We start from the raw sequence: 22963 nt of genomic DNA on the forward strand, positions 1-22963 counted from the left end.
CCGCGCCGCTCCTGGCCGTTAGGCATGGGGCGGCACAACGCACCTACTCCGTACCGCACTTGGAGGCGCCTCGATGTCCAGCTCCGTCCCCGAAGGCCCGTCACCCGCCCGCCGCAGCGTGCTGCGCGGCTCGCTCGCCGCGTCGGCGGCGCTCACCCTCGGCGGCGCCGCGGCCGCCGCCCCTGCACTGGCGCTCTCGGGGCGGCCGCGGGCCGCCTGGGGGGTGCAGACGGGTGATGTGACCGCCTCCTCGGGTCTGGTCTGGGTCCGTTCGGACCGGCCCGCCCGGATGATCGTGGAGACGTCGTCGAGCGAAGCGTTCCGCCGTACGCAGCGCCATGTCGGGCCCCTGCTGGGGACGGGCAGCGACTTCACCGGGACGACGGCGCTGCGCGGGCTGCCCGCGGGCGAGCAGATCCACTACCGGGTCACCCTCGCGGACCCGGACGACCCGCGCCGTACCGGCGAACCGGTCGTCGGCACGTTCCGTACGGCCCCGGCACGGCGGCGCGACGGGGTGCGTTTCCTCTGGTCGGGCGACATCGCGGGGCAGGGCTGGGGCATCAACCCGGACATCGGCGGCTTCCGGGCGTACGAGGAGATGCGCCGGCTGAACCCGGACTTCTTCCTGTGCAGCGGCGACACCATCTACGCGGACGGCCCCCTCCAGCCGAGCGTGACGCTGCCGGACGGCCGGATCTGGCGGAACGTCACGACGCCGGAGAAGGCGAAGGTCGCCGAGACCCTGGACGAGTACCGCGGCAACTTCCGCTACAACCTGCTCGACCACAACGTGCGCGCGTTCAACGCGCAGGTGCCGTCGATCGTCCAGTGGGACGACCACGAGGTCCGCAACAACTGGTACCCCGGCCAGATCCTGGACGACGCCCGCTACGCGGAGAAGGACGTGGACGTGCTCGCGGCCCGCGCCTCCCGGGCGTTCGCCGAGTACTTCCCGGTCTCCACGCTCCACGCACGCGGTGGCGGCGCCGAGGGCCGGATGCACCGGGTGGTGCGGTACGGCCCGCTGCTGGACGTCTTCGTCCTGGACATGCGCTCGTACCGCAACGCCAACTCCCCCGGCCGGCAGGCGGACGACACGACGGGCATCCTCGGCGCGGAGCAGCTGGCCTGGCTGAAGCGGGAGCTGAGCCGCTCCCGGGCGGTGTGGAAGGTGCTCGCCGCCGACATGCCGCTGGGCCTCGTCGTCCCCGACGGTTCGGCGAACATCGAGGCGATCGCCCAGGGCGATCCGGGCGCGCCGCTCGGCCGGGAGCTGCAGATCGCGGAGCTGCTGCGGTTCATCAAGCACCGCCGGATCACCGGCACGATGTGGCTGACAGCAGACGTGCACTACACCTCCGCACAGCACTACGCCCCGGAGCGCGCCGCCTTCAAGGACTTCGCGCCGTTCTGGGAGTTCGTCTCGGGTCCGCTGGCCGCGGGCGGCTTCCCGGCCAACGCCCTGGACTCCACCTTCGGGCCGGAGCGGGTCTTCGTACGGGCGCCGGAGCGGGCGAACCAGTCGCCGATGGAGTCACCGCAGTACTTCGGGGAGGTCGACATCGACGGCGGCAGCGGGGAGTTGACGGTCCGGCTGCGCGCGGAGGGCGGGACGGTCCTCTTCAGCAAGGTGCTCCGGCCGGGGCGGGTCGGGCAGTAGGCGGCCCGGGACGGGGTGCCTGTCCCCGGCAGGTGTTCGGGGCCGTTGTCAGTGGTGGGTCCTAGCGTTTTCGTCATGACGCGATCCGTACAGGCGCTCGCCTACTCACGCCCGTCCGCCCTGCGCTCCTCCGGGGACGGACAGCTCCTCGGCCTGGAGACCTCCGGGGGTCTCACGCCCGCCGGCGCCGAGGCGCACCCCCGTTTCTTCGCCGGGTTCCTGACGTCCCCGCAGATCGCCGCGCGGGGTCTGCTGGCGGTGGCGGACGTGGCGGCCGCCCGCTACCACCAGCGGATACGGCCGGGATCACTCGACCCGGTGGTGACGGGGAACGGCGACCGGCTGCGGTTCGAGTCGTTCTCCGGCTGCGGCGGGGTCTACGCCCGGCTCGACGTCCTGAGCGAAGGGCTCGACGGCGCCACGACCGGGCACGGCACCACCAATGTGGATGTCAACAACCCGCTGCGCGAGGCCCTGTCGCGGATGACGGGGAGCGATCCGCTGCACTTGCGGGTCGGCCCGGAGGAGCTGGCGGTGACGACGATCGAGGGCGCGGTCGTGGAGAAGAAGGTTCCGCTGCCGGACCGCTGGCTGCGTGGTTTCGCGGAGGCGCAGGTGGCCTCGGCGGGCTTCGATCTGCGGGCCGAGCTGACGGGCGCGGAGGCGGTGCGGTTCCTGCGCTCGCTGCCGCGTTCGCAGGGGGCGGGGCGGCGGGGGCCGCTCTGGGTCGTCCAGTCCGGCCGGACGCTGCGGCCGACGACGCGGCCGGTCGCGGGGGCGGTCTGTCTGCCGGGGCCCGATCGACTGGGGGCGTTGGAGCGGGTGCTGCGCCACGCGACGGCGCTTCGGGTGTACGGGCCGGTTCCGGACGGTGTCGCGACGGCGAGCGCCTGGGAGGTGACGCTGCCCGGGATGCGCCTGACGCTCACGCTCTCGCCCGACGCCTCGCGGGGCTTCTCCGGAGAGGGCGGGGTCCTGGAAGCACTGGCCACGGAGGAGGCCGCGCAGGACGCCGAGCTGCTCTCGGTACTGCTCTCATGGGAGCCGAAGATCGACCTGGCCGAGCTGGGGGACCGGTCGGGCCTTCCCGTGGACCGCGTGCGGGCCGCGCTGACCCGGCTGGGGACCGCCGGACGCGTGGGGTACGACGTGGCCGACGCCGCCTACTTCCACCGGGAGCTGCCGTACGACGCGGACCGCGCCGAGCGGCACAACCCCCGGCTCGTGGCGGCCCGCGCCCTCGTGACGGAGGGGGCGGTCGTCCTCGACGGCGCCCTGGCCACGGTCGCCTCGGGTGAACGGCGCTACCAGGTGCGGGAGTCGGACGGGACGCTGACCTGCACCTGCCAGTGGTGGGCGGACTACCGGGGCCGCCGCGGCCCGTGCAAGCACGCGCTCGCGGTGCGGATGGCCCGGCGAAGTGCGGTGGCCGGGGCGGCGACGGCTGCCGTGAACGACGCCGTGACCGGGGCAGCCGTCTCCGCGACGGCCGGAGTCGAGTCCTTCGGTGGTGCGCGATGAGCGACGGATTCGACCCGACCGCGCTGAAGGCGCGGCTGACCGCGGCGCGGGAGGGACGTGCGGTGAACAAGCTGCTGACCGCTGTACGGGCGGGGCGGGTCCAGGACGTTCCCGGGCTGCTGAAGGAGCTGGGGGCCGACGACCGGAAGACGGCCCTCGTGGAACTCAAGGCTCTGCGGACCGAGGTCCGCGGCTGGAGCTGGAGCCGGTGGAACGAGCAGGTTCCGGTCCAGAAGGCGCTCCGGGTCGCCGGGGCTGGTTGCCATACGGGCGCGGCGGCGGCCGCCGCCTGGATCGGGGGCCGGGACCTCAACAACTGGGCCCGGGGCACGAGCCACTTCGTCCTGGACGTGCTCGCCGACCGCGACCCGGTCTGGCTGGGTGACGTCGCGCAGCGGCTCGCCGAGCGGCCGGCCGTGACGGAGGGCGAGTACCGGCTGGTGCGCGAGCTGGTGACGCGCTCGGGCTGTGCCGTGCCGACGACGGACGGCTATGTCCTCGGCTGGACGGGCGCGGTGAGCGGGCGACGGCTCCTGGAGGAGCTCCGTGCCGACCCCCACACACCGCTGCTGGTGCCCCGCATCCTGGACATGATCGAGACTCCGGACCGGCTCACCTGGTCCGTGGACCCCGGGGCCCCCACGCACTGGCCGACGGCGCTCGCGAAGCTCGCCGCGGAGGGCGTGCTCGACCGCGCGTCCCTGGTGGACGGCTGCGTGGCGCGGCTGCTGCGCGGCGGCCGGGCGCGGGATCTGCGCTTCCCGCTCGCCCTGCTCCAGCTCCTGGACCTGACACCCGGGGAACGGCGGGGCCGGACAGCGGACTGGATGGGGATGGCCGCGGACGCGCCGTCGCCGGTCGCCGCGTACGCGCAGGAGGTCCTGGCGGGACTCGCGGGGGTCGGCGAGCTGGCGACGGCGGAGCTGGCCGAGATGTCCGGTCAGGTGCTGTTCCGTACGGAGAAGAAACTCGTCCGGGCGCAACTGACGCTTCTGACGAAGGAGCTGCGGAAGGCCCCGGGTGCGGCGGCCGAGCTGCTGCCCGTGGTCGCGGAGGCGTTCGGGCACGAGGACACGGGGATCCAGGAGCGGGCGCTGAAGCTCGTCGGACGGTACCTCCCCGAGGTGGACGAGCAGGTGCGGGAGGAACTGGCGGGCGCCGCAGCCGTGTTGAGCCCGGCACATCGCGAGGCGGCCGCGGAGCTGTTCGGCGCCACGGGTCTCGCCGACGACCTTCCGTACGAGGAGACGCTGCCCCCCGTGCCGGAGCCGAGGCGGGTGGCGGCTCCGGCCGCCACGGTCGCGGAGCTGGTCGAGGATCTGGTGACCGTCTCCAAGGGCCGGGCGGACGCGACGCCGGAGGAGTTCGAGCGGGCCCTCGACGGGCTCGTGCGCCATGCCCACCGCGACCGCGAGGAGCTGACCGCGGCCGTGGCGAGGACCTTCGCCGATGCCTGGTGGGCGGGCGACGAGGGCGACCTGCGGGACCACTTCGCCCACGCGACGCACGGCGTGGACGTGGTGATGGCCGCGCTCATGGGCCGGGTGCGGCCGTCCCGTATCCATGACGCCCGGGTCCGCGGCCGGTCGCCCTCGTCCTGCGTGCACGGCGCCCTGGACGCGGTGGTCGACGCCCGGCTGTGGGAGGTCGCGGCCCTCATCGGCACGGACAGGCTGCCGTTCCTTCTCGCCGCGCCCACCTGGCACACCGGGGCGATCGAGCCCTCCGTACTGGTGGAGCGCTTGCGCGCCTACCGTGACGCGGGCGTCGAGCCGGCCCCCACCGACCTCGCGCAGGCACTGCTGCGGGTCCGTAGGGGCGACCCGTCGGCCACGGAGGCGGCGGTCGGCGCCTCGGTGCTCGGCACCCGGGCCGGGGACCGCCTCGCCGACTGGCTGAAGGCGGACGTCTCCCTCGCCCCCGGTCTGCGGTTCCTCGCCCGGGGACAGGCCGTGAAGGAGGGCACGGCGTCGCTGACGGACCGGTTCGTCCTGAGGATCCGCGAGCGCCGGACGGTACGGGAGGAGTTCCCGCCCGTGTTCCGGTGGCTCGGCGGCACCGAGACCGAGGCCCACGGCCGCTGCCACCACTGGATCGGGGAACGGCGGAACTGGCCGGGTGTCGTGCCGGACGACCGGGAGACCCTGGCGACCTGGCTGCTGCCCGTGCTCGCGGGCGGGGTCGACTGGGACGAACGCGGCACGTCCTGGGGCATGGCGGCCCTGGCCGAGGCCGACGGCCCGGTCGGTGCGGCGACCCACCTCGCCCTGGCGCTGGCGCTCGGCTGCCGGCACACGGAGGACAGACTGAACGCCGTGGACACGCTGCTCGTCCTGGCGGCGCGCGGCGATCTGGATCCGCTCCGGCTCGGCGGGACGCTGGCCGGGCTGGTCGGCGAGGGCACGGTCAAGACCAGCCGCCTCGCGGACGCGGCCCGCACGGCCGCGGCGACGGGCGCGTACGGCACGACCTGGTCCGTACTGGCGCCCCTCCTCCCCGCGTTGCTCGCGGCCGGGAAGCCGGTGCGAGGGCTCGGTGACCTGCTTGCCGTCGCCGCCGACTGCGTGGAGCGGTGCGGGGCGGGCGGGGAGCCGGCGGGACTGGACGCGGTGGCGGACCGGCGTGGTTCCTCCCAGCTCGTCGTCCAGGCCCGGCGGCTGCGGAAGGCACTCCGTGCGGGTGCGTCAGACACCCCTCAGGAGACCGATCAGGAGACGACACAAGTGGCCGAAAACGACCAGTAAGCCCCCAGATCGGCGCTTAACCCGTCAGTCACAAAGCGTTCGTGATCACGCAACACCGCTGGGTCACAGTGAGGTCATGACCGATGTGACTTCTGCGAAGAGCTCCCGCCGCCCGCACCACTGGCGGCGGGACCTGATCGAACTCGCCGCCCTCTTCACCGCCGTGGTGGTGGCCGACACCATCGCCAAGACCGTCGTCCGCGGCGCCGACGGTCCGTACATGCTCGTGTTCTCGGCGATCGCGCTGATCGCCACGGCCACCTTCCACACCTGGTGGGCTCGGCGCCACAGTCATGCGCCGCCCATCGGTGATCCCGGCGGCAGCGGGCCGACCCCGCTGTCGGCGGCCACGGACGCCTCTTCACCGGAGCGTGAGTCCGTCGAGACGGCCCTCTGGCGGATGCGGACCACGGTCCGCGACACCCCGGGCAGTCTGGCCGCGCTGTGCACGGCACTGGCCCATCACGACGTGGACATCCTGACCCTCCAGACCCACCCGCTCGCCGAGGGCACCGTCGACGAGTTCCTGCTGCGCGCCCCCGCCGGCCTCCAGGCGAGCGACCTGACCCGGGAGATCGCGAGGGCCGGCGGCACCCACACCTGGATCGAGCGCGCCGACGCCCATGACCTCGTGGACACCCCGACCCGGCTGCTCGGACTCGCCACCAGGACCGCGCTCGACGCGGCCGAACTCCCGCTCGCCCTGCGCCAGCTCCTCGGCCGCTGCTCCATCCACTCGCTTCCCGCCGTCTCCCTCACCGGCCGCCCCACGGGCGAGACCGCACCCGTCGAGGGGGTACTGGAGGAGACGGTGATGCGCCTGCGCGACCCGAACGGCGGCGTGATCACGATCGAGCGGCCCTATCTGCCCTTCACCCCGACCGAGTTCGCCCGCGCCCGGGCGCTCGTCGAGCTGGACGCCCGGCTCGGTCCGCGCATCCCGCGCAGCCAGGACGTCCTCACTCTGCCCGAGGGCAACGAGATCACCGTCCGCCGCGCCGACCAGCGCGACCTCGTCGCCGCGCGCGCCATGCACGACCGCTGCTCCGAGCGGACGCTCGGCCTGCGGTACCACGGCCCGGTCGGTGACGCCGACCGCTACCTCGACCACCTGCTCAGCCCCCGCTTCGGCCGCACCCTCGCCGTGCAGACGACCTCCGGCCGGCTGGTCGCCCTCGGCCATCTGCTCTGGGACGGCGACGAGACGGAGGTCGCCCTGATGGTCGAAGACGACTGGCAGCGCCGTGGCATCGGCTCCGAGCTCCTCGGCCGACTGGTCGCGATGGCCGTCGAGGCCGGCTGCGAGAGCGTCTACGCCGTGACGCAGTCGTCCAACACCGGCATGGTGGCCGCGATGCGGGCCCTGAACCTCCCCCTCGACTACCAGATCGAGGACGGGACCCTGGTCATCACCGCCCGCCTCTCCTCGGCTCCGAGGCGGAGCCGTCTGCCGCTGGGCGAGCGCTGAGGACCTGAGGGCCGGAGGCCGAGCCGGAGGGGCGGAGGGGGCCGGAGGGGCGGAGGCCTGAGGGGCGGAAGGGGCCGGAGGGGACGCCTGAGCCGGGGTGTACCCGGGGTGTCGAAAAAGCGACCCACGGCACGTGGCCGGATACCTTCCACCGGCCCCGGCCCGAGCCGTACGTTCTCCGCCTCCCCGACCGACACCCGACCGCCCACCGCGAGCTCGCCGCCGAGGTGGGCGAGGCACCCGCCGTCCCCCGCCGGAGCCCCGCCGCCGACAGGATCCGGCCAAAGTCGGTCGAGGGCTTGAAGGTTCCGTACCCGCCAGGTGCGTCCGTCCCGGCGCGAACTGATCGGCCCGTCCGTCGAGCGCAAGCGCGGGTGACGCGCGTCGACTCCCGGCCGGGCCCCTCACGGAACCGGTACGGACCACCCGTTCCGAGCGCTCATTTGTCGGCCTAGTGAGATCGATTGAGGGTGACGCGAGGACCGTGGAGGGCCCAGGATGAACCTCATGCCAGAGACTTCCAGCAGCGCGCTGCCCCGCCAGGTCGCCGACAGCTACGTCGACGCTCTCATCGAACTCGACCCGATCACCGGTACATACCTGGGAGTCAAAGAGAGCGCGGGCCTCCTCCCCGACTTCTCACCGGCAGGCCAGGAAGTGGTGGCCGACCTCGCCCGCCGCACCCTCGCCCGGCTCGACGAGGCCGAGCGGCTGCCGGGCGCGGACAGCGACGCCGAACGGCGCTGCGCCCGTCTGCTGCGGGAACGTCTGACGGCCGAGCTCGCCGTCCACGAGGCCGATGAGGGCCTTTGCGCGGTCAGCAACATGCGGTCCCCCGCGCACAGCGTGCGCATGGTGTTCACCGTGATGCCGACCGGGACCGAGGAGGACTGGGAGGCCGTGGCACAGCGGCTGCGCGCGGTTCCCACGGCGCTGGAGGGCTACCGCGCCTCGCTGGCGCTCGGCCTGGAGCGCAAGCTCCTGGGCGGACCGCGGCCGACCGCGACCTTCGTCGGGCAGCTGACGGAGTGGTCGGGCGGGGAGGGCGAAGGCCCGGGCTGGTTCGAGGAGTTCGCCGCCGCGGCTCCCGACGCCCTCGGCCCGGAGCTGCGTACGGAGCTGGCCTCGGCGGCCCGTGGCGCCACCGGCGCGGTCGTGGCGCTGCGGGACTGGATGCGCGACGTGTACGCCCCCGCCGTCGCCGGCGCGCCGGACACGGTGGGCCGCGAGCGGTACCAGCGGTGGTCGCGCTACTTCAACGGAACCGACCTGGACCTCGACCAGGCCTACGCGTACGGCTGGTCCGAGTACCACCGGCTCCTGGGTGAGATGCGTACCGAGGCCGAGCGCATCCTGCCGGGTTCCGGCCCCTGGGAGGCGCTCGCGCACCTCGACGTCCACGGCACCCACATCGAGGGCGTCGAAGAGGTCCGGGTCTGGCTGCAGAACCTGATGGACGAGGCGATCGAGGCGCTGGACGGCACCCACTTCGAACTCGCCGAGCGGGTACGGAAGGTGGAGTCGCGCATCGCCCCGCCGGGCGGCGCCGCCGCGCCGTACTACACCGGCCCGTCGGAGGACTTCTCCCGGCCCGGCCGCACCTGGCTGCCGGTCGACGGCCAGACCCGCTTCCCCGTGTACGACCTGGTGTCGACCTGGTACCACGAGGGCGTGCCGGGCCACCATCTCCAGATCGCCCAGTGGGTGCACGTCGCCGACCAGCTCTCCCGTTACCAGGCGACGATCGGCGGGGTCAGCGCCAACGCGGAGGGCTGGGCCCTCTACGCGGAGCGGCTGATGGACGAACTCGGCTTCCTCCCCGACGCGGAGCGGCGCCTCGGCTACCTGGACGCGCAGATGATGCGCGCCTGCCGGGTGATCGTGGACATCGGCATGCACCTGCGGCTGGAGATCCCGGCGGACTCGCCGTTCCACCCGGGTGAGCAGTGGACGCCGGAGCTGGCGCAGGAGTTCTTCCAGCGGCACAGCAGCCGTCCGCCGGCCTTCGTCGAGAGCGAGATGACCCGCTATCTCTCGATGCCGGGGCAGGCGATCGGCTACAAGCTGGGCGAGCGTGCGTGGCTGCTCGGGCGCGCCAACGCGCAGGCGGCGCACGGCGACGCGTTCGACGCGAAGGCGTGGCACATGGCAGCTCTGTCGCAGGGCCCGCTGGGCCTGGACGACCTCGTGGAGGAGATCTCGCGCCTCTGACCGCCCGGCGAGGATCCCGGCACGGGAGCGGGCCCGGCGAGGAATCTCGCCCGGTCCGCGTCCCGGACCGTGAGAACTCCCCGGGGATCGCTTGATCGGCCGGGGATTCCCCTGCACCATCTCGGTCATGACCGCCATGACCGAGTACACCCCGGACGCCACCGACTGGCGCATCCTCGACGCCCTGCAGGCCCAGGGCCGGGCCAGCTTCACCGAGCTGGCCCGCGCCGTCTCCATGTCGGCCTCCGCGGTGACGGAGCGCGTGCGCAGGCTGGAGGAGGCCGGGGTGATCACCGGCTACACGGCCGTGATCGACCAGGAGCGGCTCGGGCTCCCGATCCTCGCGTTCGTCCGGCTGCGCTACCCGAACGGCAACTACAAGCCGTTCCACGATCTTCTCGCCTCCACTCCGGAGGTCCTCGAGGCGCACCATGTGACCGGCGACGACTGCTTCGTGCTCAAGGTCGCCGCGCGGTCCATGAAGCACCTGGAGGAGATCTCCGGGAAGGTCGGCACGCTGGGTTCGGTGACGACCAGCGTCGTGTACTCCTCACCTCTCCCCCGACGCGCCGTCAGCCGCTGACCGAGTACCGGCTGGGGCCGTTCATACGGAGGCCGACCGGTTGCCTGGCTCGCGGCGCATCGTGGCGCCTGAAGAGTTCATCAGAAGCGGTCCGTGCCGAACACGTTCCGCGCGGCCGACACCAGCTCCCGGCGCGCCAGATGGTGGTCCTCCTTCCGCGTCTCCCTGTCGCGGCCGGCGGCCTCCCACTGCTGTTGCGTCCTGTTCAGCAGGAGAGCCGCCTGCTCGCTGCCGAATCCGGGAAGGTCGTCGAGAGCCTGCCCCGCGTCCCTGTACTCCGGAGACGATTCCCGCTGCGCAAGGGGTACGTGATGATCCACCTCCCAGAGTCTCTCGACCGCTTCCCGCGCCTGGACCGCTGCCGCTTCCCCCTGCTTCGCCCGCCTGCGCAGCTCGTTCAGCGCCCGCTTGGCGGGGGCGGACTGCTGAGCCGTCCAGTACATGCGTCCTACGCCCTTACGGAGTTCGTCGATGGGATCGAGAAGCGCCGCAGGCGCCGCGAGTTCGGCCTCGGCATGGGCGAGCGTGAACGCGTGCCAGCGCCGCCGGGCCTCCGGCAGAGAGTCCGTGGTGTAGAGCTGGTCCGCACCCTCCATGCATTCGCTGGCGGCTCGCAGGTAAGCCGCCAGGAGCGACCAGCGGCGGTCGTACAGAGCTTGATGGTGCGTAGCCTCCGCCGCTATCTGGGCGGCCTGCCGGGCAGCCTTGGCTTGAGCCTGGCCGCCACGGGCCTGGACCCATCCGCCGAGCACCGTTCCCAGAGCCGTGCCGCCCACGGCGACGGCCCCGATCAAGGCCGAAGTGACACTCGCGTCCATCTGTTGCCCCCTGATCCGAGTTGTGGGTAAAGCCGGCGGCCCCCCTGTCGCCGGGAACTCGGCCACACGACGTCAGCCGCACGAGGATTCTGTCGGCCTCGCGGAGACGGGCAGCGTCGGGCCCGGCTCGTCGCCGGGCCGCTGCCCGGCCGTTGCCGTGGCGCGACCGGATCACCCCCGCCCCGCACGTTCGGCAAGACCGCTCACCGACGGCGCAACGTCGTCGAACGCCGGCTGCCACCGCCTCAAGCAATGGCACGGTGCCGCCGACACCTGCGGGTCAGGCACCGGCCCCCTTCTGCCGGACGACCGACCCCGTCCGCTCCTTGACCACCTCCAGCTGGGCAGGGATGCGGCGGCGCAGGTCCCCGACGTGGCTGACGATGCCGACGCTGCGGTCCCGTTCGCGGAGGGAGTCGAGGACGTCGAGCACCTCGTCGAGGGTCTGGTCGTCCAGGCTGCCGAAGCCCTCGTCGATGAAGAGGGTGTCGAGCCGGACGCCGCCCGCCTCGTCGGTGACGACGTCGGCGAGGCCGAGCGCGAGGGCCAGCGAGGCGAAGAAGGTCTCGCCGCCGGAGAGAGTGGCCGTGTCCCGCTCGTTGCCCGTCCAGGCGTCGACGACGTGGAGGCCGAGGCCCGCTCGCCTGCCGCCGGAGCGGGCGTCGGAGTGCACGAGGGTGTAGCGGCCTGAGGACATGCGCTGGAGCCGGGCGGTGGCTGCGGCCGCGACCTGCTCCAGCCGGGCCGCCAGGACGTACGACTCCAGACGCATCTTGCGTTCGTTCTCCGCGGAGGTGCCCGCGGTCAGCCCGGCGAGGCGGGCGACCCGGTCGTACTCCTGGCGCAGCGGTCCCAGGCGGCGGACCTCGGTGTCGGCCTGCCGGGAGAGCCGCGCCAGTTCGGCGGCTCGGTCGCGGACGGCGGCGAGGGCCGACGTGGCGTCCCGCAGGGCACGTTCGGCGGCGGTGTGCGCTGCCTCGGCCGCCGAAGGATCGGCGGGCGGGCGTTCGGCGGCGGCCCGGGTCTCCGGCTCGGCGAGCCGGTCGGCGATCGCGGCCGCCTCCGCCTGCCAGGCGTCCAGGCGCTGCTGGAGCGCGCGGTGTTCGCCGTCGGCCAGGAGCGCGCCGGCAGCCTCGGCGGGGGTGTCGAACCCGGCGCGGAAGGCGGCGTTCGCGAGCCGGTCGTCGGCCTCCTTCAGGCGCTGGGCGCCGAGCTCCACGGAGCGTACGGTCTCGGCGGCGTCGACCAGGATGGCGATCTTCCGCTCCAGCCGTGAGGCGTGTTCGGCGACGCTCCCGGACTCGCCGCGCCCCCGGGCCACTTCGGCGTCCAGGGCGGCCTGCTCCCGGTCGAGCGCCTCCCGCTGCGAGGTCCGCGCGGCGACGCGCCGCTCGGCGTCCCGCTGTGCGCGGACCCGGCTCTCGTACTCCCTCTCGGCCCGCGCGAGGGTCTCCCGGATGCCGTGCGTCTGCGCGGCGAGAGCGTGGGCGTCGGCGTGCAGGCGGGTCAGCTCGTCGACCTCGCCGGCCAGTTCGCCGACCGTCGGCTCGGTGGTGTCCGCGGCTCCCTCCCTGACCTCCGCGCGGGCCGCCGCCCACGCTTCGGCGGTGGCCGCCGTGTCCCGTTCGGCCGCCGTGCGGGACTCCTCCGCGCGGCTGAAGGCCTCGTAGGCGGCGTCCTCCGTGGCGCGGTCGACATGGTCGGTGCCCGTGCGGGCGGGGGCCGGATGGTCGGCGGAGCCGCAGACCTGGCAGGGCGCGCCGGGGGTGAGGGCCGCGGCCAGTTCGGCGGCGATGCCCTGGAGGCGGCGGGCCTTGACGTCCAGCCACGCCTCGTGGGCTTCGTTGCGGCGCTCGCGGGCGGCCGTCAGCCGGGACTCGGCGGTGGCGGCCTGCGCGGCGAGCGTGTCACGGCGGCGGGCGGCGGACAGCCGTCGCCGGGCCGGTTCGAGCCGGCCGGCCAGATGCTCGGCGCGGGCGGCGGCCTCCTGGGAGGCTTCGATCCGAGCGGTCAGCTCCGCCCGGCGGCGTTCCCAGCCGCCGAGCCAGTCGGCCGCTTCGTGGAGGATCTCGTCGTCGGCGCGGGCCTGCCGCTTCAGGTCCGTGCGCTCCCCGGAGATCTCGGCGCTGCGCCGCTCCGCGCGGCGAGCGGACTCGAGCCCGCCCAGCTCCTCGCGCAGCCGCCGTTCAAGGGCGGAGAGCTGCTCGGCTCCCGCGTCGGCGAGGTCCGCGGGCAGGCGGCCCCGGCTCTGCTCCCGGGCGGCACGCGCGGCCGCGTGCTCGCGCTCCGCGTCGGCGCGCAGGCCGAGGGCGGGCGCGACGAGATCGGCCTTGCGGGACCGGTCGAGCACCGCCTGCGCGCGGTCCCGCCCGGGCCTGCTCGCCTCCAGCGCCTCCTGTCGCCGCCGCGTCTCGGCGTACCGTGCCTGACGGGCCGCCAGGTCCCGTTCGGCGTCGAGCACCCGGCGGGCGGCGGCCTGCCGCGACTCGGCGGCGAGGACGGCCGAGTCGGCGATGTCGACGGCCTCGCGCGCCTCGGAGCGCGCCACGGCCGCCAGGCTCAGGACGGCCTGGGCGAGCCCGGGCTCGCCGGGCCGCTCGTCGACGACCGCGCCGCCGGTGACCTGCGCGATCCGGTGGGCGAGCGCGAGCAGCCGCTCGTCCCCGGCCCGTACCTGCTGTTCGGCAGCGCGCCGCAGATCGGCGAGCCGCTCCTCCACGGCCGCGAAGCGGCGGGTGTCGAAGAGCCGCCCGAGCAGCTTGCCGCGCGCCTCCGCGTCCGCCCGCAGAAAGCGGGCGAAGTCCCCCTGCGGCAGGAGCACGACCTGGCAGAACTGGTCCCGGCTCATGCCGACGAGCTGGGTGATCTCCTCGCCGATCTCCTGGTGGGAGCGGCTGAGCTCGGCCCACGCGCCGGTGCCGGAGTCGTACGCGCGCAGCCAGCTCTGCGCCTTCTCGGTGGTGAAGCCGCCGCCGCGCCGCTTCGGGCGTGGCTGGGCGGGCCGCCGGGTGATCTCCAACCGCCGCTCGCCCACGGTCAGTTCGAGCGTCACCTCGGTGTACGTGCCGGCCGGGGCGTGGTCGCTGCGCAGCGAGGTGCCGGGCGACTGCCGGGCACCGGGCACGGCTCCGTACAGGGCGTAGCAGACGGCGTCGAGAACGGAGGTCTTGCCCGCGCCGGTGGGGCCGTGGAGCAGGAAGAGGCCCGCGCTGGACAGGGCGTCGAAGTCGATCTCCTGGGTGGTGCCGAACGGTCCGAAGGCGGTGACGGAGAGGCGGTGGAGTCTCACCGGACGCCCACCTCGCGCTCCTGTACGGCGCTGTCCACCCGTACGTCGTCGAAGGCGCCGTACAGCACGGTGCGTTCGGTGTCGTCGGGTCCGGCGCCGCCCCGCACATGGGCCACGAAGTCCTCCGCGATCTGCTGGTCGCTGCGGTCGCGCAGCCGCTGGGCGTACGAGGCGAGCGGGTCGCTCTCGGTGCGCTCGGGCTCGAAGACGAGGTTCAGGGTGTGCGGGAAGCGTTCGGCGAGCCGGGCCATGGGCTCGGCGGGGCGCACGGGGTCGGTGAGGGTCGCCTCGACCCAGGACTCCTCATGCCGTACGAGCGCGGGGTCGGCGAGCAGGTCGTCGAGCCGGCCGCGGATCCGGGCGAGGGGCCGGGGCACGGGGCAGTCGACGCGCTCGGCCGCCTCGATGGCCCCGTCGGCCCCGAGGTCGATCAGCCACGTGCTCTTGCGGTGGTGGACCTCGGAGAAGGAGTACGCGAGGGGTGAGCCGGAGTACCGGACGCGTGGGGTGACGGTCTGGCTGCCGTGCAGATGGCCCAGGGCCACGTAGTCGACGCCGGCGAAGACTCCGGCGGGGACGGCGGCCACACCGCCGACCGTGATGTCCCGTTCGCTGTCGCTCGGTTCGCCGCCGGCGACGAAGGCGTGTGCGAGGACGACCGACCGGGTGCCGGCGGGCCGTGTGGCGAGGTCGGCGCGGACGCGGTCCATGGCGGCGGAGAGCACCGCCTCGTGCCCTGCCTTGGCGGCGCCGAACCGCTCACGCACGAGGGCCGGTTCGAGATACGGCAGGCCGTAGAGCGCCACGGATCCGTGGGCGTCGTCGAGCATGACGGGCGTCCCGACGCCGGCCGGGTCGGTACGGAGGTGGATGCCGGCCCGCTCGATGAGACCGGCGCCGACGCCGAGGCGGCGGGCCGAGTCGTGGTTGCCGGAGATCATGACGGTCGGCACTCCGGCCTCGGCGAGCCGGTGCAGGGCGGTGTCGAAGAGCTCGACGGCGGTGAGCGGCGGCACGGCCCGGTCGTAGACATCCCCGGCGACCAGGACCGCGTCCACGTCACGCGCGCGCACCGTGGCCACCAGGTGGTCCAGGAACGCGGACTGGGCGTCGAGCAGGCTCACCCGGTGGAACGACCGTCCCAGGTGCCAGTCCGACGTATGCAGGAATCTCATGATCGAGGAGCGTATCGGTGGGGTCGGACAACCGCCGGGGGTTGGGGAGATCCGGGGGCGCTCGGGACCGCGCGCACGGTGGTCACCACCCGGTCCGGGCGCTCAGACATCGCCGTACGCCTCGCCGCCCAGTTCCACGCGCGCGGTGCCGGCCGTGACGTCGGCGAGCCAGGCCCTGAAGGCCTCCACGTCGGCGTCCGGGAGTCCGATCTCGATGGCGACGGCCTCGCCGTAGCGCACGTCGCGCACGCTGCGGCCCGTCGCCCGCAGGTCGTTCTCCAGCTTGCCCGCGCGCTGGTGGTCGACGGTGACGGTGGCGAGGCGGAAGCGCTGCCGGGTGAGGGTGCCGAGCGCGTCCAGGGCCTCGCCGACGACCCCGCCGTACGCCCGGATCAGACCGCCCGCGCCGAGCTTCACGCCGCCGTAGTAGCGGGTGACGACGGCGGCGACGTACCGCACCTCGCGCCGCATCAGCATCTGGAGCATCGGGACACCGGCCGTACCGCCGGGCTCGCCGTCGTCGCTCGCCTTCTGGACGGAGGCGTCGGCGCCGATGACGTACGCGAAGCAGTTGTGCGTGGCGGTCGGGTGCTCCTTGCGGATGCGCGCGACGAAGTCCTGCGCCTCCTGCTCGGTCGCCACCGGTGCCAGCGCGCAGATGAAGCGCGAGCGGTTGATCTCGGTCTCGTGCACGCCCTCGCGGGCGAGCGTGCGGTACTGCTCCTGCATCCCGCCACCCTATGCGCCCGGGAACGCGCCTCCGCCCCCGGCCGACCGCTCCGGCCGCTCCTCGCCGAGGTCCGCGGGCGGCAGGGCCCGCGGGGGCGGGGGGCCGGCCGAGGCGAGTGTTACGCGACTCACGGGAGCGGCCCGCGCCCGCCCGGCTGGGCGGGAGGGTCCGCATCCGCGGGAATCACCGGTGGCCGTGGCTCGTTGTGGAGGAGGACGAGCCACGGGAGGCAGCGGATGAGCGTCGGTACGGCGGCCACGGAGTCGGAGATCGTACGGAAGATCCTGACCACCACGGGAGACACGTGGGCGGTCGTGGGCCTCTCGTCGAATCAGAGGCGCGCGGCCTACGGGGTCGCCGCCGTGCTCCAGCGGTACGGCAAGCGGATCGTGCCCGTGCACCCGAAGGCGGAGACGGTCCACGGCGAGCGGGGCTACGCCTCGCTCGCGGACATCCCGTTCCCGGTCGACGTGGTCGACGTGTTCGTCAACAGCGAGCACGCGGGACAGGTCGCCGACGAGGCGGTCGCCGTCGGCGCCAAGGCGGTGTGGTTCCAGCTCGGCGTGATCGACGAGGCGGCGTACGAACGGACCCGCGAGGCGGGGCTGGACATGGTCATGGACCGCTGCCCCGCCATCGAGATCCCCCTGCTCCCGTAAGGCTCGGCGCGTCAGGCCACGCCCAGGTCCTCCAGGACCACGGCGCCGGGCAGTTGGGCGAAGGCCTTGCCCGGCACGATGAGCTTGCCGCGCCGCCGGCCGCTTCCGACGAGGACCCAGGGGATGTCGACGACGGCCGCGTCGACGAGGACGGGCCAGTCCGCCGGGAGTCCGATCGGGGTGATGCCGCCGTACTCCATCCCGCTCTCGCCGGTCGCCGTGTCCATGGGCGCGAAGCTCACCTTCCGTGCGCCCAGGTGCTTGCGGACGACTCCGTTGACGTCGACCCGGGTGGCGGAGCGCACGACGCAGGCGGCGAGAGTCGTCACATCGCCGCGCTTTCCGGCGACGATCACGCAGTTCGCGGACTGGTCGAGGAGTTCACGGCCGTGGGTCTCGACGAAGACGGCCGTGTCGGCGATGTCCGGATCCGTGTCGACGTACAGCAGCTGATCGGCGGGGACGGCTCCCCGCCAGGCGCGTACGGCGGCGGCCACCGGTTCGGTGAGCCGGTCCAGGCACTCGGGGGCGGGAACGGCGTGGTCGAAGTCTCCGATGGGTGCGCGCACGCCGGCCACGCTAACAAGTGGGGCGCTCCCCCGACGGGAGCGTCTCAGCGTGCGGGCGGGATGGAGACGGCCATGGTCATCTCGGCTGTCTCCGTGCCGTCGTTGCGGTAGGCGTGCGGCACGTTGGCCTCGAAGACGGCGGAGGTGCCGGCCGGGATGCGGTGCTCCTCCCCCTCGACGACGAGGGTGAGTTCCCCGGCCGTGACGTGCAGCAGCTCGGTGGTGCCGTCGGGGTGCGGGTCGGAGGGGCTGCCGTCGCCCGGCATCAGCGTCCAGGACCACAGCTCCAGCGGGCCGCGGGCCTCGGTGCCGACGAGAAGGGTCGTGTGGCTGCCGGTCGACGTGGACCACATGCGCACGGCCTGGCCGGGCGGGACGAGGCGGACATGGGGGCCCTGCTCGTAGTCGAGGAGGGTGGTGATCGAGACGCCGAGCGCGTCCGCGAGCTTCACGGTCGTGCCGACGCTGGGGTTCGTCCGGGCCTGCTCGATCTGGATGATCATGCCGCGGCTGACGCCCGCCCGTGCGGCGAGCGCGTCCAGCGTGAAACCGCGTTCATTGCGCCACCGCTTCAGATTCCGCGCGAGCGACTGCGTGAGCTGATCGAGGTCCGACACATTCCGTCCAATATTTTGAATGACAGAGTTCAACAGACTGAACTACGGTGTGGTCTATCGCGGTGTACTCAGCTGTCCACCGCACTGTACTGCGAGACCGCCACCCTGCGAGGATCCATGACTGCGCTGTTCGCCCTGGCCACCGCCCTGCTCTGGGGCCTGGCCGACTTCGGCGGCGGGCTGCTCACCCGGCGCATGCCCGCCCTCACGGTGGTCGTGGTCTCGCAGACGATCGCGGTCGTCGTCCTCGGCGCGATCGTGATCGCCACCGGCGCCTGGCGCGAGGTGGGCCCCGAGCTCTGGTACGCCGTCGCGGCGGGCCTGGTCGGTCCGGTCGCGATGCTCGCCTTCTACAAGGCCCTGGCGCTCGGCCCGATGGGCGTGGTCTCCCCGCTCGGCTCGCTCGGTGTCGTCGTCCCGGTCTCGGTGGGCCTGCTCATCGGCGACCGGCCCGGGCTTCTGCAGTTCGCCGGGATCGGTGTGGCGATCGTCGGCATCGTCCTCGCCGGCGGGCCCGAGCTGCGCGGCGCGCCCGTGCAGCGTCAGGCGGTGCTCCTCACGCTGGTCGCGGCCTTCGGGTTCGGCTCGGTGATGGCCCTGATCGCGGAGGCGTCCTCGACCCTGACCGGCCTGTTCCTCGCCCTGTTCGTCCAGCGGGTGACGAACGTGGCGGTGGGCGGCGGCGCGCTGTTCGTCTCCGTGAAGCGTGGCGGACGGGCGCTGCCCGAGGACGGTGGCGGGATGAAGGTCGTGTGGGCGGCCCTCCCGGCGCTGGCCTTCGTCGGCCTCGCGGACGTCGCCGCCAACGGTACGTACTCGATCGCGGCGCAGAACGGGCCCGTGACCGTCGCGGCGGTGCTGGCGAACCTCTACCCGGTCGTCACGGCGCTGGCCGCGCGCGGGGTGCTGAAGGAGCGGCTCCGCGCGGTCCAGGCGGCGGGCGCGGGTCTTGCCCTGGTCGGCACGGTGCTGCTGGCGACGGGCTGACGAGGACGTACTCCGTCGCTCCTCCCCGGCGCCCGGGCGGAACCTCGGGTCAGCCCACGCCCTCGGGTCGGCCACGCGCGGGGGCATCCACGCGCGGGGGCAGCCACGCCTCGGGTCGGGCCTCCGCCGCGGGTAGCCCTCCGCGTCGGGTCAGCCTCCGCGTCGGGTCAGCCCTCCGCGAGGTCCCAGGCGGCGAGCGCGGCGAGCTGCTCGTGCGTCACACCGTCCGGAACCGGCGTCGGCGCCGGGGTCCGCAGCGGCGGCTGCCAGCCCCGCTCCGGGTCCCAGCTGCGCACCACCTTCGCCGGAGCCCCGGCCACCACCGAGTGGTCCGGGACCTCGCCCCGTACGACCGCGCCCGCCGCGACCACCACGTTCCGGCCGAGCTTGGCGCCGGGCAGGATCACGGCGCCCGTGCCCAGCCAGCAGCCCGGCCCGATCTCGACGGGCTCGGAGCGCGGCCACTGCCTGCCGACCGGCTCGTCCGGGTCGTCGTAACTGTGGTTGGTCGAGGTGATGTAGACGTACGGCCCGCAGTACGTGTCCGAGCCGATCGTCACCGAGGTGTCGGCGATGACATGGCTGCCGCGCCCCAGGACGACGCCGTTCCCCAGGGTCAGGACCGTGTCGGGACCGAGGTCGAGTCCGGGCAGCATCCCGGCGGTCAGGGTGACCTGCTCGGCGATGATGCAGCACTCGCCGATCTCGATCCACCGCTCACCGAAGACCGTCCCTTGCGGGAAGGCCAGCCGGGTGCCCGCGCCGAGACGCTTGAAGCGCAGCCGCCCCGGGCTGTCGGCGGTCACGGCACCGGCCTCCTGCACCCAGCGCCACCCGCCCTGCACGGCGCGGGCGAGAACGCGGCGCCGCCAGGCGGTGAGAGAGGAGAACGTGTTTCTGTTCCTGGGCACCCACACACGGTAGTCGGCACTGTCGTGCCTGATCAGTGGGGTGCCCTGTGATGTCCGTCATGGGCCACGACTAGGGTGCCGTGGAGGCGCGACGCAATCACGAGGGATCAGGAGCGAACCATGACAGAGGCGTTGATCAGGGCCGTGGGCGGCAAGGTGCCGCAGGTCGATCCGACGGCCTTCACCGCGCCGACCTCCGTCGTGCTCGGTGACGTCACGCTCGGTGCCCGCGCCAGCGTCTGGTACCACGCGGTGCTGAGGGCGGACTGCGGCCCCGTCGTCGTCGGCGAGGACTCCAACATCCAGGACAACTGCACCGTCCACGTCGACCCGGGCTTCCCGGTCACGATCGGCGACCGCGTGACGGTCGGCCACAACGCGACCGTCCACGGCTGCACCATCGAGGACGACGTCCTGGTCGGCATGGGCGCCACGGTCCTCAACGGGGCCCGTGTCGGTGCCGGTTCGCTGATCGCCGCGCAGGCGCTCGTCCCGCAGGGGATGGAGATCCCGCCGGGTTCGCTCGTGGCCGGCGTCCCGGCGAAGGTCCGGCGCCCCCTGACGGAGGAGGAGCAGGCGGGCATCCGCCTCAACGCCGAGATGTACCTCCACCTGGCCAAGGGCCACGCCGAGGCCTTCCAGGACTGAGACCGACGCAGAAGGGCGCGGCGGCCGTGAGGCCACCGCGCCCTTGCGCGTCCGCGCCGAGATACGGAGTGCTCCCGGTCAGTCCGCCACCGGCACCGGCACCGGCTCCGCGGCCGTCTCGCTCTCCGCCTTCGCCCCCGATTGCGTCCCGGTCTGGGCCGCGGCCTTCTTGGCGCGGTTCTTCAGGACCAGCATCGAGGTCACGCCGACGAGGACGGCGAGCACCAGACCCAGCCACGAGAAGCGCTTGAGCCACGCCTCGGCGACGATGCCCACCGAGTAGATGACGGCCGTCGTACCGCCCGCCCAGAGGATGCCGCCGAAGACGTTGGCGATCAGGAACTTCCAGTACGGCATCTTCAGCACACCCGCGAGCGGGCCGGCGAAGATCCGCAGCAGGGCGACGAAGCGGCCGAAGAAGACGGCCCACATGCCCCACTTCTCAAAGGACCGCTCCGCGAGCGCGATGTTGCCCTCGCTGAAGTGCTTCGGGAACTTCTTGCCCAGCCAGGCCAGCAGCGGACGCCCGCCCCTGCGGCCGATCGCGTACCCGATCGAGTCGCCGATGATCGCCCCGGCGGTGGCGCAGGCACCGAGGACGTACGGATTGATGTCACCGTGCTGGGAGGCGAGCAGGGCCGAGCTGACGAGGACGATCTCGCCGGGCAACGGGATCCCCAGGCTCTCGAGCCCGATCACCACTCCCACCAGCGCGTAGATCGCGCCCGCGGGGATCGTCTCCAGCCATTCCTGGACGTGCAACGCGGATTCCTCCCGTGTCGAGGCGCGCGCCGCGTCGCGCGCGCCGGGGCAGCCTACCTGGTCGCACGAAGACCCCCGGCCGCCCGCCGAGTGCGTAAATGGCTGGTCGGCCCCGGCGGGGCGCGATACGCTCCGCCGCGATGACGACTCACTCCGTACAGAGTTGGGGGGTCCCGTCCGCGCAAGGTGAGTGCTGATGTCCACTCACACCGCGTACGGGGATTCCCGCCCTTCCTTTCTGTCCTTCTGGCTGCGCGTGCGCGAGTTCGCCGTGCCGCCCTCCATGATCGAGACCGCGACCGCCCGCCGCGAGGCCGGGGACTGGGCCGGGGCGTGCGCCGCCGCACGCGTGGACGTCGATCTCGACCTGCGGTCCGTGGCCCGGACCCATGGCCGGGACCTCGCCACCCGGGTCCGGGGCGATCTCCGCCATCTGGCTCCTGACCTGCTGCGCTGGCACCTGCCGAGGATCGCTCCGCACGGCCTGCTGCGCCCGGGGCTGACGATCCCACTGGCGCGGTACGAGGGGGCGGGGCCCGGTCGCGCGGGCCCGGTGCATCTCGTCGCCCGCACTCCGCCCGCGTGGGCGGACGGAGGTCAGCGGATCAGCCTCGCCCTGTGGGACGCGGGCTCGCGCGAGACCGCCGCCCGAGGCCATCCGCACCCGCGGCCCAGCCGGAGGTTCCGCCTCGACCTGCATCGGCATCTGTGGGACGCGGGCAGGGCCGACGAGCTGCGGATCCGCTCCGGGGCCGACCGGTCACCGGCGGCGGGGCCCGAAGTTCCGGTTCCGGCTTCGGAGGGCTACCGCTGCGCCGTCGAACGGTGGGCCGCCGAGGCCGGGCATCTGCTCCGGGCCGAGGGCCGGTCCGGTGGTCGCGTCGCCGTACGCATCGGGCCCCGGCGCCCGCTGATCCTGGACGTGTCCGGGGGCGGTGCCGCCGCCGCGCCCGCGTGGCGGATCGTCTCGGCCTCCCCCGAGAGCGGCGGCTCCGCGCTGCCCGTCCTGCCGGACGCGGCGACCTGGGTGCTGCCCGATCTGGACCTCCTCCGCGCCGGTGCGATCGAGGCCGATCGGCTGCACCCGCTGGTCGCCTCCGCACTCGTACCGGATCACGTGCGGTCCGATCCGTCCGACCGGAGGGAGGACGAGGTCGCGGGACCGCGGTTCGTGGAGTGCCGGGGAGCCCGCCATCGGATCGGCCTCGTCGACGGCGCACTGACCGCCCTGGACCACGACTCGGACGAGATCCGCCGTGAGGAACTGCTCGTGGCGCTGGGCGGTACCCCGCTGCCCTGTCTGCGGGCGATCGACGAGGCGCACCGCCGCCCGGACTGCCTGGTCGGTGTCCGGGAACGCCTGCACCACGGTGACATCGCCGGTGCGCTGGCCGTGGTCGAGGGCCTGCTCGGCCCGGAGGCGATGCTCCGCGGCGGCGCGCTGCGCGACGCGCTGGAGGCGGCGGCCGAGCGGCGGATCGCCTACGGGCTGTTCAGGGCCGGCCTGGCCGACCCCGCCCCGCACCGAGCCTGTCCGGCGCCTGCCCGACCCCGCGACCACCGCCCCCACCCCCGCCACGCGCGCACCGCGCGCTGACGCCCGCGCCC

Annotated in this window: 18 protein-coding genes; 10 read left to right on the forward strand and 8 right to left on the reverse strand. The window is 73.7% G+C overall.

Annotated elements, in window-relative coordinates; all coding sequences use genetic code 11:
* Positions 1–73: 73 nt before the first annotated feature.
* The 6 genes from ACZ3OF_RS15130 (at position 74) to ACZ3OF_RS15155 (ending at position 10190) form a co-directional block, all read left to right on the forward strand.
* On the forward strand, positions 74–1663 hold the full coding sequence (locus tag ACZ3OF_RS15130) for an alkaline phosphatase D family protein (protein WP_467304887.1): 1590 nt from the start codon (positions 74–76) through the stop codon (positions 1661–1663).
* A gap of 75 nt (positions 1664–1738) precedes the next feature.
* A complete protein-coding gene (locus ACZ3OF_RS15135) occupies positions 1739–3184 on the forward strand; it encodes an SWIM zinc finger family protein (protein ID WP_467304889.1) in 1446 nt (481 codons plus the stop codon).
* The gene (locus ACZ3OF_RS15140; RefSeq protein WP_467304891.1) at positions 3181–5928 is read left to right on the forward strand and encodes a DUF7824 domain-containing protein; all 2748 of its coding nucleotides are present in this window, start codon (positions 3181–3183) and stop codon (positions 5926–5928) included. The genes ACZ3OF_RS15135 and ACZ3OF_RS15140 overlap by 4 nt, the downstream gene beginning before the upstream one ends.
* Before the next feature lie 76 nt (positions 5929–6004).
* Positions 6005–7396 (forward strand): GNAT family N-acetyltransferase, encoded by a 1392-nt coding sequence (locus ACZ3OF_RS15145; RefSeq protein ID WP_361678162.1) that lies wholly within the window; start codon positions 6005–6007, stop codon positions 7394–7396.
* A 507-nt stretch (positions 7397–7903) separates the two neighbouring features.
* Complete coding sequence (locus ACZ3OF_RS15150; protein WP_361678159.1) at positions 7904–9607, forward strand: DUF885 domain-containing protein; 1704 nt, start codon at positions 7904–7906, stop codon at positions 9605–9607.
* Between the two features lie 136 nt (positions 9608–9743).
* Positions 9744–10190, forward strand: a complete 447-nt coding sequence (locus ACZ3OF_RS15155) for an Lrp/AsnC family transcriptional regulator (protein ID WP_361678308.1) — start codon at positions 9744–9746, stop codon at positions 10188–10190.
* Between the two features lie 80 nt (positions 10191–10270).
* On the opposite strand, the gene ACZ3OF_RS15160 is transcribed toward ACZ3OF_RS15155, so the two are convergent.
* The 4 genes from ACZ3OF_RS15160 to ACZ3OF_RS15175 form a co-directional block, all read right to left on the reverse strand.
* Positions 10271–11008 (reverse strand): hypothetical protein, encoded by a 738-nt coding sequence (locus ACZ3OF_RS15160; protein WP_361678156.1) that lies wholly within the window; start codon positions 11006–11008, stop codon positions 10271–10273.
* Positions 11009–11288: 280 nt separating this feature from the next.
* A complete protein-coding gene (locus ACZ3OF_RS15165) occupies positions 11289–14297 on the reverse strand; it encodes an AAA family ATPase (protein WP_467304895.1) in 3009 nt (1002 codons plus the stop codon).
* On the reverse strand, positions 14294–15472 hold the full coding sequence (locus ACZ3OF_RS15170) for an exonuclease SbcCD subunit D (protein WP_361678152.1): 1179 nt from the start codon (positions 15470–15472) through the stop codon (positions 14294–14296). Before ACZ3OF_RS15170 ends, ACZ3OF_RS15165 begins: the two co-directional genes overlap by 4 nt.
* A 102-nt stretch (positions 15473–15574) precedes the next feature.
* Entirely contained in the window at positions 15575–16201 is a 627-nt protein-coding gene (locus ACZ3OF_RS15175; protein WP_361437610.1) for a YigZ family protein, read from the reverse strand.
* A 237-nt stretch (positions 16202–16438) separates the two neighbouring features.
* On the opposite strand from ACZ3OF_RS15175, the gene ACZ3OF_RS15180 reads away from it, so the two are divergent.
* Entirely contained in the window at positions 16439–16861 is a 423-nt protein-coding gene (locus ACZ3OF_RS15180; RefSeq protein ID WP_361678150.1) for a CoA-binding protein, read from the forward strand.
* 11 nt (positions 16862–16872) lie between these two features.
* Here the strand turns inward: ACZ3OF_RS15180 and ACZ3OF_RS15185 are convergent, their stop codons facing one another.
* Positions 16873–17430 carry a YbaK/EbsC family protein gene (locus ACZ3OF_RS15185; protein ID WP_467304898.1) on the reverse strand — a complete coding sequence of 186 codons (558 nt, stop codon included), beginning with the start codon at positions 17428–17430 and terminating at the stop codon, positions 16873–16875.
* Positions 17431–17474: 44 nt separating this feature from the next.
* Positions 17475–18047, reverse strand: coding sequence for a helix-turn-helix domain-containing protein (locus ACZ3OF_RS15190; RefSeq protein ID WP_467304900.1), 573 nt, complete (start codon positions 18045–18047; stop codon positions 17475–17477).
* A gap of 117 nt (positions 18048–18164) precedes the next feature.
* Between ACZ3OF_RS15190 and ACZ3OF_RS15195 the strand changes: the two genes are divergently transcribed.
* Entirely contained in the window at positions 18165–19034 is an 870-nt protein-coding gene (locus tag ACZ3OF_RS15195; protein ID WP_361678144.1) for a DMT family transporter, read from the forward strand.
* Between the two features lie 167 nt (positions 19035–19201).
* Here ACZ3OF_RS15195 and ACZ3OF_RS15200 read toward each other — a convergent pair whose 3' ends face one another.
* Complete coding sequence (locus tag ACZ3OF_RS15200; protein WP_361678141.1) at positions 19202–19945, reverse strand: acyltransferase; 744 nt, start codon at positions 19943–19945, stop codon at positions 19202–19204.
* A 120-nt stretch (positions 19946–20065) separates the two neighbouring features.
* Here ACZ3OF_RS15200 and ACZ3OF_RS15205 point away from each other — a divergent pair, with 120 nt between their 5' ends.
* Positions 20066–20593 carry a gamma carbonic anhydrase family protein gene (locus tag ACZ3OF_RS15205; RefSeq protein ID WP_361678138.1) on the forward strand — a complete coding sequence of 176 codons (528 nt, stop codon included), beginning with the start codon at positions 20066–20068 and terminating at the stop codon, positions 20591–20593.
* A 78-nt stretch (positions 20594–20671) separates the two neighbouring features.
* Here ACZ3OF_RS15205 and ACZ3OF_RS15210 read toward each other — a convergent pair whose 3' ends face one another.
* Positions 20672–21355 (reverse strand): DedA family protein, encoded by a 684-nt coding sequence (locus ACZ3OF_RS15210; RefSeq protein WP_361678135.1) that lies wholly within the window; start codon positions 21353–21355, stop codon positions 20672–20674.
* A 196-nt stretch (positions 21356–21551) separates the two neighbouring features.
* Between ACZ3OF_RS15210 and ACZ3OF_RS15215 the strand changes: the two genes are divergently transcribed.
* A complete protein-coding gene (locus ACZ3OF_RS15215; protein ID WP_467304906.1) occupies positions 21552–22952 on the forward strand; it encodes a hypothetical protein in 1401 nt (466 codons plus the stop codon).
* Positions 22953–22963: the final 11 nt, after the last annotated feature.

It is taken from the genome of Streptomyces sp. NPDC022552 (genome assembly GCF_055561875.1).

Excerpts from the sequence above, each read along its gene's own strand:
- ACZ3OF_RS15130 (WP_467304887.1), top strand. The coding sequence starts at position 74 with ATGTCCAGCTCCGTCCCCGAAGGCCCGTCACCCGCCCGCCGCAGCGTG.
- ACZ3OF_RS15135 (WP_467304889.1), top strand. The coding sequence starts at position 1,739 with ATGACGCGATCCGTACAGGCGCTCGCCTACTCACGCCCGTCCGCCCTG.
- ACZ3OF_RS15140 (WP_467304891.1), top strand. The coding sequence starts at position 3,181 with ATGAGCGACGGATTCGACCCGACCGCGCTGAAGGCGCGGCTGACCGCG.
- ACZ3OF_RS15145 (WP_361678162.1), top strand. The coding sequence starts at position 6,005 with ATGACCGATGTGACTTCTGCGAAGAGCTCCCGCCGCCCGCACCACTGG.
- ACZ3OF_RS15150 (WP_361678159.1), top strand. The coding sequence starts at position 7,904 with ATGCCAGAGACTTCCAGCAGCGCGCTGCCCCGCCAGGTCGCCGACAGC.
- ACZ3OF_RS15155 (WP_361678308.1), top strand. The coding sequence starts at position 9,744 with ATGACCGAGTACACCCCGGACGCCACCGACTGGCGCATCCTCGACGCC.
- ACZ3OF_RS15160 (WP_361678156.1), bottom strand. The coding sequence starts at position 11,008 with ATGGACGCGAGTGTCACTTCGGCCTTGATCGGGGCCGTCGCCGTGGGC.
- ACZ3OF_RS15170 (WP_361678152.1), bottom strand. The coding sequence starts at position 15,472 with ATGAGATTCCTGCATACGTCGGACTGGCACCTGGGACGGTCGTTCCAC.
- ACZ3OF_RS15175 (WP_361437610.1), bottom strand. The coding sequence starts at position 16,201 with ATGCAGGAGCAGTACCGCACGCTCGCCCGCGAGGGCGTGCACGAGACC.
- ACZ3OF_RS15180 (WP_361678150.1), top strand. The coding sequence starts at position 16,439 with ATGAGCGTCGGTACGGCGGCCACGGAGTCGGAGATCGTACGGAAGATC.
- ACZ3OF_RS15195 (WP_361678144.1), top strand. The coding sequence starts at position 18,165 with ATGACTGCGCTGTTCGCCCTGGCCACCGCCCTGCTCTGGGGCCTGGCC.
- ACZ3OF_RS15205 (WP_361678138.1), top strand. The coding sequence starts at position 20,066 with ATGACAGAGGCGTTGATCAGGGCCGTGGGCGGCAAGGTGCCGCAGGTC.
- ACZ3OF_RS15215 (WP_467304906.1), top strand. The coding sequence starts at position 21,552 with ATGTCCACTCACACCGCGTACGGGGATTCCCGCCCTTCCTTTCTGTCC.